Source organism: Actinomadura sp. 6N118, assembly GCF_044326415.1.
GTDB lineage: Bacteria > Actinomycetota > Actinomycetes > Streptosporangiales > Streptosporangiaceae > Spirillospora.
The window spans coordinates 237966-250917 of record NZ_JBIRAZ010000011.1; the positions used below are offsets into that span (position 1 = coordinate 237966).

Annotated in this window: 10 protein-coding genes; 6 read left to right on the forward strand and 4 right to left on the reverse strand. The window is 70.3% G+C overall.

All coding sequences use genetic code 11. From position 1 onward, the window contains the following. Positions 1–39: 39 nt before the first annotated feature. From ACH34W_RS28330 to ACH34W_RS28350, 5 genes are all read left to right on the forward strand, one after another. Complete coding sequence (locus ACH34W_RS28330; RefSeq protein ID WP_395964136.1) at positions 40–1149, forward strand: glycerate kinase; 1110 nt, start codon at positions 40–42, stop codon at positions 1147–1149. Positions 1150–1239: 90 nt separating this feature from the next. Continuing rightward, positions 1240–2052, forward strand: coding sequence for a methyltransferase domain-containing protein (locus tag ACH34W_RS28335; protein WP_395964137.1), 813 nt, complete (start codon positions 1240–1242; stop codon positions 2050–2052). Positions 2053–2170: 118 nt separating this feature from the next. Then, the gene (locus tag ACH34W_RS28340; protein ID WP_395964138.1) at positions 2171–3904 is read left to right on the forward strand and encodes an FAD-dependent oxidoreductase; all 1734 of its coding nucleotides are present in this window, start codon (positions 2171–2173) and stop codon (positions 3902–3904) included. 107 nt (positions 3905–4011) lie between these two features. Then, positions 4012–5247, forward strand: coding sequence for an Ig-like domain-containing protein (locus ACH34W_RS28345; RefSeq protein ID WP_395964139.1), 1236 nt, complete (start codon positions 4012–4014; stop codon positions 5245–5247). Positions 5248–5318: 71 nt separating this feature from the next. Beyond that, positions 5319–8498 (forward strand): ATP-binding protein, encoded by a 3180-nt coding sequence (locus ACH34W_RS28350; RefSeq protein WP_395964140.1) that lies wholly within the window; start codon positions 5319–5321, stop codon positions 8496–8498. A 113-nt stretch (positions 8499–8611) separates the two neighbouring features. Here ACH34W_RS28350 and ACH34W_RS28355 read toward each other — a convergent pair whose 3' ends face one another. From ACH34W_RS28355 to ACH34W_RS28365, 3 genes are all read right to left on the reverse strand, one after another. Continuing rightward, entirely contained in the window at positions 8612–9406 is a 795-nt protein-coding gene (locus tag ACH34W_RS28355; RefSeq protein WP_395964141.1) for an ABC transporter permease, read from the reverse strand. Next, positions 9403–10353 (reverse strand): ATP-binding cassette domain-containing protein, encoded by a 951-nt coding sequence (locus ACH34W_RS28360; RefSeq protein ID WP_395964142.1) that lies wholly within the window; start codon positions 10351–10353, stop codon positions 9403–9405. The genes ACH34W_RS28355 and ACH34W_RS28360 overlap by 4 nt, the downstream gene beginning before the upstream one ends. 78 nt (positions 10354–10431) lie before the next feature. Then, positions 10432–11181, reverse strand: a complete 750-nt coding sequence (locus ACH34W_RS28365; RefSeq protein ID WP_395964143.1) for a GntR family transcriptional regulator — start codon at positions 11179–11181, stop codon at positions 10432–10434. 124 nt (positions 11182–11305) lie between these two features. Here ACH34W_RS28365 and ACH34W_RS28370 point away from each other — a divergent pair, with 124 nt between their 5' ends. Then, positions 11306–11692: an ATP-binding protein gene (locus tag ACH34W_RS28370; protein ID WP_395964144.1), complete on the forward strand. Its 387-nt coding sequence runs from the start codon at positions 11306–11308 to the stop codon at positions 11690–11692. 2 nt (positions 11693–11694) lie between these two features. Here ACH34W_RS28370 and ACH34W_RS28375 read toward each other — a convergent pair whose 3' ends face one another. Next, a complete protein-coding gene (locus tag ACH34W_RS28375; RefSeq protein WP_395964145.1) occupies positions 11695–12900 on the reverse strand; it encodes an FAD-dependent monooxygenase in 1206 nt (401 codons plus the stop codon). Between the last annotated feature and the right edge of the window lie 52 nt (positions 12901–12952).

Sequence of the window (12952 nt, forward strand, 5' to 3'; positions counted from 1 at the left end):
TCTTACAAGTATGCAAGACGTCATTCCCCGAAAGGAGCGATGACTGTGCGTGTCATCTGCGCCCCTGACAAGCTGCGCGGCTCACTCGATGCGGTCGAGGCCGCCGCCGCCCTCGCCGCCGGGGTCCGCGCTGCGGGCGGCGAGCCCGTCGAGCACCCGCTCGCCGACGGCGGGGAGGGGTCGCGCGGCACCGTGCAGGAGGCGCGCGGCGGCACGGTCCTCGATGTGGACGGTGTGGACGCGTTCGGGCGTCCCTGGCGGGCCAAGGTCGGCCGCCTCGACGACGGCACCGCGATCGTTGAGGCGGCCGAGGCGGTCGGCTGGGGGGCGCTCGCCGAGGGCGAGCGCGATCCGATGCGCGCCTCCAGCGCGGGGCTCGCCGCCCCGCTCCTTGCCGCCGCCGGCGAAGCGCGGCGGGTCGTCGTGTTTCTCGGGGGCACGGCCACCATGGACGGCGGGACCGGCCTCCTCGCGGCCCTCGGGGCGGAGATCCTGGATGGCGAGGGACGGCGACTGTCAGGGAGCGGGGCCGACCTGGCACATGTGCATTCCGTCGATCTCGCGCCCGCCCGCGAACGGCTGAAAGGCGTCGAACTGGTCGTCGCCGCCGACGTGGTCAGCCCCCTGTACGGCCCGGACGGCGCGGCCCGGGTCTTCGGCCCGCAGAAGGGTGCCGACCCGGACATGGTCGAGGTGCTCGACGACGGCCTGCGGCGCCTCGCCCCTCTGCTGAACGTCGGTGCGGCACCCGGCGGCGGCGCGGCGGGCGGGCTCGGTGCGGCGCTGCTGGCGCTCGGGGCCCGGATGATGCCCGGCGCGGGACTGATCCGGCAGCTGACCCGCTTCGATGATCTCCTGGTCGGCGCAAATCTCTGCCTCACCGCCGAGGGCAAGATCGACGCGAGCACCGACGCGGGCAAGACCATCCGCGCCGTCGTGGACGCATGCGCCGAGGCCGGTGTGCCCTGCGTGGTGCTTGGCGGCACGCTCACTCCGGAAGCCCAGCGGTTGTACGAGCGCGGCGCCACGGCCGTGCTGTCCATCTCCCCAGGCCCGCGCGACCTCGACACCGCCTTCCGGGAGGCCGGATCCGACCTCACCGCGACCGCCTACGCCGTCTGCCGCATGATGCGACAGGGCCGGGTCTGAAGGGCGGGGTCGGGGTCTGGCCTTCGACGGCACGACGCGTACGCTCGAAACCAGAGGCGCGGTGCACGGGAGCCGGGGCAGGAGGTCACCATGAACCAGTCCGGCTGGCAGCTCGGCGAGTCGACCGCGGCCGGGTACGAGCGGCATCTCGTACCGGCGATCTTCGCTCCCTGGGCGGAGCGTCTGATCGGCCTGACGCCGCCCAGACCCGGTGAACGGGTCCTGGACGTGGCCTGCGGGACCGGGATCGTGGCGCGGACGGCGGCGCGGCGGATGGAGGACCGGGGCCAGATCGTCGGCGTGGACATCAACGAGGGGATGCTCGAGGTCGCGCGTGCCGTGTCGGGAGATATCAGGCCCCACATCGAGTGGCAGCAGGGCGGCGCCGGTGAGCTGCCCTTCCCGGACGAGTCGTTCGACCTCCTCTACTGCCAGCAGGGCCTGCAGTTCTTCCCCAACTGGGACGCCGCGCTCAAGGACATGGGCCGGGTGCTGGCGCCCGGCGGGCGGCTGACGCTCGCGGTCTGGCGGACGATCGACCACAACCCCGGCTTCGCCGCCTTGGTCGCCGCGCTGGAGAAGCATGTGGGCCCCGAGACCGCGTTGATCATGCGCTCGCCGTTCCCGGTGTTGTCCCAGGACGAGCTGCGTCAGATGGTGTCGCACGCCGGGCTGACGGACGTGCGGATGCGCATCGCCGTGGGCGCGGCGCGGTTCGACTCGGCGGGCGACCTGATCGACAACGAGGAGCAGGGCTCCCCGCTGGCCGGCCCGCTCGGCGACCTCGACACCGCCACCCGCGAGGCCCTCCGTGCCGATCTCGATGAGCGCCTTGAGCCCTGGACCGACGATGACGGGGTGGTCCTGCCGCTCCAGAGCCACTTCATCACCGCCCGCCGATGAGGACTTTGTCAGTCAACTGACAAGATCGGCGAAAATTATCAAGATGACTCAATAGCGCGGCGGCCCGGCAGGGCCCGATCGTAGGTTGCCTTTACGGGGCCATACGTGGAGGTGTCGCGTGACAGAGGCGTCCGAGGCGCGTTCGTACGACTACGACGTGATCGTGGTCGGGTCGGGATTCGGCGGCAGCGTGGCGGCGCTGCGCCTTGCCGAGAAGGGGTACCGGGTCGCGGTCCTCGAAGCGGGCCGCCGGTTCGACGAGGGCAGCCTGCCCAAGACGTCCTGGCGGCTGCGCCGCTATCTGTGGGCGCCGCGCCTCGGCTTGCGCGGGATCCAGCGCATGCACCTGGTGGGCGGCAAGGCGGGCGTGCTCGTGCTGGCCGGGGCAGGTGTCGGTGGCGGTTCGCTGGTGTACGCCAACACGCTGTACGAGCCGCTCGACCCGTTCTACAACGACCGGCAGTGGGGCCACATCACCGACTGGCGGGAGGAGCTCGCGCCCTACTACGACCAGGCGAAGCGCATGCTGGGCGTGACGCTCAACCCGCTTGTGACGCCGGCGGACGAGGCGATGCAGAAGGTCGCCAAGCGCATGGGCGTGGGCGACACCTGGCACGCGACCCCGGTGGGCGTCTTCTTCGGTGATGACAAGACGATCCCCGGCGAGGAGACCGACGACCCGTACTTCGGGGGCGCCGGGCCGAGGCGGAGCGCCTGCACGGCCTGCGGTGCATGCATGGTCGGCTGCAAGGTGGGTGCCAAGAACACGCTCGTCAAGAACTACCTCTACCTCGCCGAGCAAGCCGGGGTGCAGGTGCTCCCCGACACCACGGTCACCGGGATCGACCCGCGTGACGGCGGCGGCTACGAGGTCGAGATCGTACGGACGCAGGCCCTCCCCCTCCGCAGGCGCCGCCGGTTGACCGCCGAGCACGTGATCCTCGCCGCCGGAACGTACGGCACGCAGCAACTGCTCCACCGCATGCGGGCGAGCGGCCGTCTGCCCAACCTCTCCTCCCGCCTGGGCGAGCTGACGCGCACCAACTCCGAGGCCCTCCTCGGCGTGGAACGCATGACCGGCTGGCACCGCAAGGGCGACATCGACCACAGCACCGGACTGGCCATCACCTCGTCGTTCCATCCGGACGACAAGACCCACATCGAGCCGACCCGATACGGCCCCGGCGACAACCTGATGGGTCTCATCCGGACCCTGCTCATCGACGGCGGCGGCCGTGCCCCGCGCTGGGCGAAGTTCCTCGTCGAAGCGGTCCGCAGGCCGGGACTCATCGTGCGCGCGCTCTCGATCCGGGACTGGTCCAAACGGACGATCATCGCGCTGGTCATGCAGACGGCCGACAACTCCGTCACGGTCACGCAGAAGAGGCGCGGGCTGCTCAGGCGCCGCCGGCTCACCGCGCAGCACGGCATCGGCGAGCCCAACCCCACGTGGATCCCCATCGCCCACGACGCGGTACGGCTGCTGGGCGAGGAGCTGGACGCCCAGCCGGGCGGCACGTGGTTCGACCTCTTCAACATCCCGACCACCGCGCACTTCCTCGGCGGATGCGTCATCGGGGACTCACCCGACACCGGAGTGATCGACCCGTACCACCGTGTCTACGGTCACCCGGGCCTGCACATCGTGGACGGTTCGGCGATCACGGCCAACCTGGGCGTCAACCCGTCGCTCACCATCACGGCACAGGCGGAACGCGCCATGGCCCTGTGGCCCAACCGGGGCGAAGGGGACACGAGACCGCCGCTCGGCTCCGCGTACCAGCGCCTCACCCCGATGACACCGCGGCATCCGGCCGTCCCGGCGCACGCCCCCGCAGCCCGCCGCCGCTGACCAGCCCGCCGCTGACCAAACCGACCGTTATCAAACCGTGATAAACATTTCCCCTTCGACCGGCATCTCATGATCAGTATTGGCCCGAACGGCTGAGGGGGATCTGGGTGCGCGGTAGAGCCATGGTGATGGCGCTGGTCGTGGGACTCGCGACGGCGGCCTGCGCGGGCGGCGGCGGCGACGGCACGAAGTCGACCAGCCAGGGCGGCGACGACGGCACGCCCAAGCTGACCATCACTCCGGCGAACGGGAGCGGCAACGCCCGGCCCGACGCGGGCGTCTCGATCACCGCGGCGGGCGGTACGCTCAGCCAGGTCGCCGTCAAGCTCAAGGGCCTCGACGTGCCGGGCAAGCTGTCGCCCGACAAGACCAGCTGGCGCTCGACCTGGACGCTCGTCCCGGGCGGCCGCTACCAGGTCTCGGCGACCGCGGCCTCACCGAAGGGCAAGTCGACCACCGCCACCGCCGCGTTCCGCACGGTCAAGGACACCGCCGCCACCAAGATCAACAACGTGGTCCCGAGCGCGAACGAGACGGTCGGCACCGGGATGCCGATCTTCATCCAGTTCACCAAGCCGGTGCCGGAGAAGGCCCGGGCGGCGGTGGAGCGGGCGGTCGAGATCTCCTCCACCACCCCGACCGAGGGCGCCTGGCGCTGGCTCGCCCCCGGCGAGTCGTTCAACGGTCTGCCCTCCCTCGTCTTCCGGCCCCGCGAACCCTGGAAGCCGCGCCAGAAGGTCTCGGTGACCGTGCACTACGCCGGACTCAAGATCGGCGACAAGGTGTTCGGAGACAAGGACGTCACGCGCAAGTTCCGCATCGGCGACTCGCACACCGTCACGATCAACTCCAAGACCCATCGGCTGGTGGCCAAGAAGAACGGCCGTACGGTCCGGAGCTGGCCCGTCAGCCTCGGTGAGGGCGGCGAGGTCGTGAACGGGGTCGACCGGCTGCTCACCACGAGCGGAGTCCATCTGACCATGGACCGCAGCCGGATGGAGCGCATGATCTCGCCGGGAAAGAAGAAGGGCGATCCCGGCTACTACGACGAGCAGATCCCGTGGGCGACCCGCATCTCCAACAGCGGCGAGTACATCCACCAGGGCATGTCCCAGGCGTACTGCCTGGGCAGGCAGAACTGCAGCCACGGCTGCGTGCGTTCACCGGCGGACGACGCGCAGTGGTTGTACAACTGGGCCTATCGCGGCGACATGGTGACGATCACCGGTACAGCCCGTTCCCTGGAGTGGTGGAACGGCTGGGGTTACTGGCAGATGCCCTTCTCCAAGTGGATGCAGGGCGGCGTCCTGAAGCAACCGGTGACCACGACCCCGCTCACCTGATCTCGGCCGAACGGCGGCCGTGTTGTCCCCAAGGCTCCAGCGAACCATTTCCGGGTGGCTAGCCTGGGCCGGTGACCATCGAGCTGCGGGTGCTGACGCGGGTGGTCTGCCGTGGGCAGGAGATTTCGAGCTCCCGGCTGCGCGGTCTCCTCGCGCTCCTCGCCGGTGAGCCGCGAGGCGGGCGGAGCGCCGCACGGCTGGTGGAGGAGCTCTGGCGGGACGAACGCCCCGAGAACCCGCACAAGGCCCTCCAGGTCATCGTGTCGCGTGCGCGGGCGCAGCTGGGCTCCGACCTCATCGAGAGCACTCCGAACGGCTACCGGCTGACGCTAGACGAGGACCGGATCGACGCGGCGGCGGCCCTGCGGCTCTCGTCCTCGGCCGTACGGCTCGCGGGTGCCGGCGACCACGCAGGGGCACTCGCGTGCGCCGAGGAGGGGCTTGCACTCTGGGAAGGAGCCGTTGAGGACACGTCTCTCGATGACCCGGTGTCGGCCCTACGTCTGGAGCGGCGGTCCGCACGGCGGTCGCTGGCGCGCGTACGAGCGCTGTCGCTGTCCCGGCTCGGGCGGCGGGCGGAGGCGATGGAACCGCTGACCGAGTCGGCCCGCGACCATCCGCGCGACGAGGAGGTGCTGGCGGAGCTGCTGCGGTGCGAGGCGGCGACGGCCGGGCCGTCCGCGGCGCTGGCGAGGTACGAGGCCTACCGGCGTGACCTGCGCGACGAGCTCGGCACCGATCCGGGACCCGGGCTCCGGGCGCTGCACCGGGAGTTGCTGGAGGAGGAGTCGCCGCCGGTCCGGCACGGCGTACGGTTCGAGCCGAACCCGTTGCTCGGGCGCACCGGCGACATCGCCGCGGTCGCGAGACTCCTGCGGACGTCCCGGGTCACCTCGATCGTCGGAGCCGGCGGCCTGGGCAAGACCCGCCTGGCGCACGCTGTGAGCCGCGAGGCCGAGCAACGGGTCGTGCACTTCGTTCCCCTCGCCGGCGTCAGGACGGATGCCGACGTGGCCGGAGAGGTCGCGTCGGCTCTCGGCGTCGGTGACTCCTGGAGCTTCTCGGGTCGCGCGTCGACGGAGGTGCTCACCGGCATTCTGCGCGCGCTCGGTCCCGGCTCCGTGCTCCTCGTACTGGACAACTGCGAGCAGGTCATAGGCGGCGTCGCCGACCTCGTCCAGTCGCTGGTGTCGATGGCGCGGAACCTTCAGGTGCTCACGACCAGCCGCGCCCCTCTGGGGCTGTCGTCAGAATCGGTCTACCAGCTGCCAGAGCTGGATCTGCCTACCGCGATCGAGCTCTTCGAGCAGCGCGCGCGGGCGGTACGTTCCGAGGTCGACCTGCCCGGCGAGGACGTGACCGAGCTGTGCCGTCATTTGGACGGGCTGCCGCTGGCGGTGGAGCTGGCGGCGGCACGCGTTCGCGTCATGTCCGTGGCCGAGATATCCCGCCGTCTGGCCAACCGTTTCGCCGTGCTGCGAGGCGGCGCACGGGACGCGCCGGCGCGGCATCAGACCCTGTACGCCGTCGTGGACTGGAGCTGGAATCTCCTCTCCCCGGGCGAGCAGGCCGCGATGCGTGTCCTGTCGATCTTCCCGGACGGCTTCACGGCGGACGCGGCGCGGCGGCTGCTCGGGGACGGCGGAGATGACGAAACCGGAGATGTCTTCGACGTGCTGGAGCATCTCGTCGACCAGTCGCTCCTCAAGGTCACCGAGACTCTGGCGGGCACCCGCTTCCGGATGCTGGAGACCGTACGGGAGTTCAGCTCGGAGCGGCGGGACGCCGCCGGGGACACGGACCGGGCGCTTGCGGGCTTCCTCGGCTGGGCTCGCGACTTCGGCGCGGCGGAGCATGAGGTGATCTTCGAGGCGACCGTGGCGGCGGCCTCCGCCGAACGTCTCCGTGCCGAACAGGACAATCTCCTGCAGGCACTGCGGCACGGCTTCGACCGCTCCGACGGCGCCACCGTCGCGGCGGCGTTCGCCGTTCTGGGCGGGATGTGGCTGGTCGAGTCGAAATACACCCGGCTGGCCGAGCTCGCTGGGAGGAGCGCCCGGGTGCTCGCGTCCTACCGGCCCGAGCCGGGTCTCGTCGACGTCACCCGTACCGCGTTGGTGATCTGCGCGGTGAGCGCCTTCATGCAAGGGCCGCACGAACTGCGCTCGCTGGCCGCGTTGCGGCGGCGGTTCCCGCCCGCGCCCTCTGACACTCTGGTCGGCGCCGTCACGGTCGTGCTGACCACTGCCCCCGGCATGCCGGGCCACCGCACCCTGGACGGGCTCTGCGAGAGCGATGAACCCCTGCTTGCCGGCGCCGCCAACCTCTGGGCAAGCTACACCTCGGAACACGAGATCGACTTTGACGGGGCGCTGGAGGCCGCTTACCGGGCGCTGGCGGCGTTCGAGCGGGCGTCGCACCCATGGATGCAGTTGCAGTGCCATTCCCGGCTCGCCGAGCTGTCGGCCCAGGTCGAACGGTGTGAGAAGACCCGGCATCACGTGCGCGCGGCGTTGGAGGCGGCGAGGAGGGTGCGGCCCGAGCCCGACGTGGACGGCTTGGGCCTCGGGCTGGTGCAGACCGACCTGCTGTGCGGCGACGTGGACGAGGCGGAACGCCGGCTGGACGCGGTGACGAACGATTCGGAGGACGCGTTCGGTGTCCTCCCGGCCATGCTCAGCCTGCGAGCCGAGATCAAGCTCATGCGCGGCGACATCGAGACGGGCCTGCGCCTGTGGCGGATGGCCGTCGAGGAGTGGGAGCGCAGCCTCCAGCCGATCTACGAGGACGTGCAGGCCGGCCGGGAACCGTGGAGCATGGAGACCCTGGCGGCCGCCGTGATCGCGCACGCCCACCACCGCCGGCTCGACCTCATCGCGGGCATCGTCGCGGACCTGCCGGAGCGCGTGACCGCACTCATCTCCGACCCCGTGCCGAACGCCCCGTCGTACCTCGTCCAGTTTCCGATCTGGGGCGCGGGCCTGCTGGCGCTCGCGATGGTGGACCTCGACCGCGGGACACGCGAGGGCGACGCGGCCGTGGTGCGTTCCGGTGTGCGGATGGTCGCGCTGGCCGAACGGTTCTGGTATCTGCGGCGCTTCCAGCCGACCATGTCCTCCCTGCGCGCCCGTCGCGTCGCCGAGGAGGCCGATGGACCGGCGTACACCGATGCGGTGTCGGCCTACGCCGGTCTCGAACGGGACGAACTGCGCGCCGTCGCCCTGACCGCGATCGATGACCGGCCGCACTAGAACCGGCCGCACTGGGCACGTCCGCGCAAGGCACGTCCGCGCAAGGCACGTCCGCGCAAGGCACGTCCGCACCAGGCACGGCCGCACTGGGCACGCGGCGGTTGCACATGTCGCTAGCGCGTCTGCTCGCGGTTGAACTGGCTGCGCGACCAGAGGAAGCAGACCACCGTGATCCCGGTGCACCACGCCACCGCGATCGCGGCGTTGTTCCCGATCGGCGTGCCGAGGAGCAGCCCGCGCACGGTCTCGATGACGGGCGTGAACGGCTGGTATTCGGCGAACCAGCCCAGCCAGGCCGGCATCGAGTCGGTGGGGACGAAGCCGCTGCCGAGGAACGGCAGGAGCATCAGCGGCATGGGCGTGTTGCTGGCGGTCTCGGGGCTGTCGGCCTTCAGCCCGAGCCCGACCGCGAGCCAGGTGATGGCGAGCACGAACAGCGTGAGCACGCCGATCACCGCGAGCCATTCGACCGGCTCGGCGTTGGGCCGGAAGCCGACCAGCAGGGCGACGCCGAGGACCACCGCGACGCCGAGCATCGTCTGGATCACGGCTCCGACCACGTGCGCGGTGAGGATCGACGGCCGGAAGATCGCCATCGTGCGGAACCGGGCGATGATGCCCAGGGTCATGTCCGTCGCGACCAGGACCGCCGTCGCGGTCGCCGTGCCGACCACGGAGAACAGGAAGACCCCCGGGGTCACGTAGTTGACGTACGCCTCCCGGCCGCCGCCGCCCCCTCCACCGAGCCCGTCGCCCAGGGTCGCGCCGAACACGTAGACGAAGAGCAGCAGGAACACGACGGGCATGCCGATCAGCACCAGCGTCATCGACGGGTAGCGCAGCATGTGCTTGAGACTGCGGCGCAACATCGTCGAGGTGTCACGCACGGCGTACTTCATGGTGCTCATCGCACGTCCTCCTTGGGCCGGCCGGTCAGGGACAGGAACACGTCGTCGAGATCGGGCTTGTGGATCGACAGGTCGACGACCTCGATCGACTCGGCGTCGAGCGCGCCGAGCAGGAGCCGCAGCGACTTCACGCTGCCATCGCTCGGGACCTGCAACGTCAGCTCGTCCTCGGCCTGCGGGACCCCGCCGAGGACGCGCGCGGCCTCCTGGAGCCCGTGCGTGTCGGCGAACCGCAGCCGGACGTGCCCGCCCGGCACGAGGCGCTTGAGCTCGTCCGCGGTGCCCTCGGCGACGAGCCTGCCGTGGTCGAGCAGCGCGATCCGATCGGCGAGCTGGTCCGCCTCCTCCAGATACTGGGTGGTCAGGAAGATCGTCACACCGCCGGCGACCAGCCGCCGGATGATCTCCCACATGGCCCGCCGGCTGCGCGGGTCGAGACCCGCCGTCGGCTCGTCCAGGAAGATGATCTGTGGGTCGCCGATCAGCGTCATCGCCAGGTCGAGCCGTCGCCGCATGCCGCCCGAGTACGTGGCGGCGGTCTTCCTGGCCGCCTCCACCAGATCGAACTGTTCGAGCAGCTCCGCGGCCCTCGGCCGCACCCGCCGCTTGTCCAGGTGGTAGAGGTCGGCCATCAGGCGCAGGTTCTCCTCGCCTGTCAGCAGGTTGTCGACGGCCGAATACTGCCCGGTGACGCCGATCGCGGCGCGTACGCCGTCGGGGTCCACCGCGACGTCCCGGCCCGCGACCCACAGCTCGCCGCCGTCGGAGCTGATCAGCGTGGACAGGATCTGCACGGTGGTGGTCTTGCCTGCGCCGTTGGGGCCGAGCAGCGAGAAGATCGTTCCGCGCGGGACATCGAAGTCGATGCCGTCGAGCACGACCTTGTCACCGAACGACTTCCGCAGGCCGGCCACGTGAATCGCCGTTCGCGAGGGGTTCGAATTCATGCCCCGAGCGTGCGGGCGCCCGGATTCACGGCGGTTTCACCGTGGTTTCACGCCCCGCGCGGACCTGAAACCGGCGTGTCAGTCGGCGTGCGCGATGGGGATGACGTACGAGAGCTCGTACCGGTCGACGGGGACCACGATGTCGGCCGTCTCGACCGGCCGGTCTCCCGCGTACGTGCGCTGGACCACCATCATGATCGACCCGAGCGGCTCGCCCAGCCGCTCGACCTCCTCCGCCATGATCGCGCGCGCCGTGACGATCTCGGAGACCCGCGTCACCTCGACGCCGATCAGGCGCATCCGGGCGACGACGCCGAGCCCGGCGTGCGGGCCCTTCTCGGGGAACATCACCGGTGTGCCGCGCGTGATGGCCAGCGGCTCCCACGAGGTGGACGCCATCACGGGCTGGTCGTCCGCCAGGAACACGTACCGGGTCCGCATGACCGGGTCGCCCGTGGCGATGTCGAGCCGTTCGGCGATCGCCGGCGTCGCGGTGGTGGTCTCCGAGGACGAGCGCCAGGTGCTGGCCCGTCCCTGCGACTCCATGTCCGCTGCGAAGGGCGAGCCGCCGCGGTCCTCGCGGTACCAGCTGCGCGAGAGCCGCCGGACCTCCGGACGGGCGCGGACGAACGTGCCCGCCCCCGGTCTCGCCTCCAGATAACCCTCGGCGGTGAGCAGCCGCACGGCCTCGACGGCCACCCGATCGGAGACTCCGTGGTCGTGGGCGAGCTCGTGTCGCGAGGGCACCCGGTCGCCCGGCGCGAGGCGACCGTCGACGATCTGCCGTCGCAGATCGTCGGCGATGCGCAGGTAGGCGGGCTGAGACAAGGCGACTCCGAGCGGCCGGCCGCGGACTGTTCCGCACCATAGCTTGACAACCTGGGTACCCAGGTTCAAGCTGTGTACTCAGCTTACCGAGCGTCAGCATTCGATCGCGCGGAGGTGTCCTCCCATGGAGTGGACTCTGACCTACCCGGGTCTACCGGCCATGGTGCCCGCAGCCCGAGCGTTCGTCAGGGCGATGCTCGAAGAGACTCCCCGCTCCGCCGACGTCGAGCTGGTGACCTCGGAGTTCGTGGCCAACTCCCTCCGCCATACGCCGGCGGGGCTGAGCGGCGGGACGTTCACGGTGGCGGTCACCGTACGGCACGGCTGGGCACGCGTCGCCGTCACCGACTCCGGCTCGGGCGACTGGCAGCATGCCGCGAGCCGCCCCGGCGACGATGAGGAGTACGGCCGTGGGCTCCTCATCGTCGAGGTCTACGCGGACAAGGCCGGCCACGATGTGGGCGAGGACGGCCAGACCATGTGGGCAGAGTTCACCTGGCGGCCCCGCTGATCTCAATACTCCTTGAGGGTGAGGCCGTTGATGATGTCGGCCGCTTCCTCCAAGTCGGGCACGGCCACATCCAGCTCGGCGTCGCCACCCATGTCCGCAGCCGCCTGGGCCTCAATGCGGGCCTTGTTGGTGTAGGCGAGCTCCTGGTTACGCCGCACATACTCGCGCAACTCCTGCTCGTACGCGGCGAACGCCTTCACGTGGTCGCCGTTGGCGGCCTTCAGCTCGCCCGCCAGCACATATGCCGCGACCATCGCCATGGTGGTGCCCTGACCGGACAGCGGCGAGCCGCAGAAGGCCGCGTCCCCGAGCAGCACGACCCGGCCGTCGGACCACGTGTCCATGTGGATCTGCGCCATGGCGTCGAGGTGGAAGTCCTTCGCCTCCCACATGTACTCCAGCATCCGTGGCAGCTCCCAGCCCACACCGCCAAGGCGGTCGGCCAGGATCCGCTTCTGCGCGTCGATGTCGCGGTAGTCGTAGTCCAGCGTCACGTCGGTCTCGAAACCCATGTAGACGCGGCATTCGGTGTTGTCGCGGACGCTCATCACACCGCCGCCCCAGGAGCCGCCCGGGACCTGGTGGAACAACTGCCAGCGATCCAGCTCCAGGTAGTTGGGCATGCTCCACACCGACAGGTAGGTCCCCATGTGCGTGATGTAGTCCGCCTCCGGGCCGAACACGAGCCTGCGGGTATTGGAGTGCAGCCCGTCGGCGCCCACCACCAGGTCGAAGGTTCGCGGCTCGCTGTTTCTGAACGTGACGCGCACGCCGTCGCCGTCCTGCTCGATCGCGGTGATCGAGTCGCTGAACAGGTACTCGACCTTCCCGGCCGACTCAGCGGCCTCGGCCATGATGACCGACAGGTCGTCGCGGAGGATCTCGACGTCCGGGCTGTCCAGGTCGCCGCCGGTGATCGTGCGATCGGTAGTGCTGAACAATTCCTTGCCGTCGGCGTCCACCATCGACATCCCGCGCATCTGGACTCGCCGGTCGCGGATCGTGTCCAGCACTCCCATCCGCTCGGCGACCTCCAACGCCGGGCCTCGTACGTCGATCGCCTGACCGCCGATGCGCAGCGCCGGGGTCAGCTCCACGATCGTCACGTTGAATCCGTACCGGACCAGCCAGTACGCCAGGGCCGGTCCGCCGATGCTGGCACCGGAGATCAGTACATTGCTGTTCTTCATGCCGGGGGCGTTCTTCATTTCGGGCTCCTCGGTCAGGTGTCTCTCACTCGATGACGAGAGACTCGCCGGC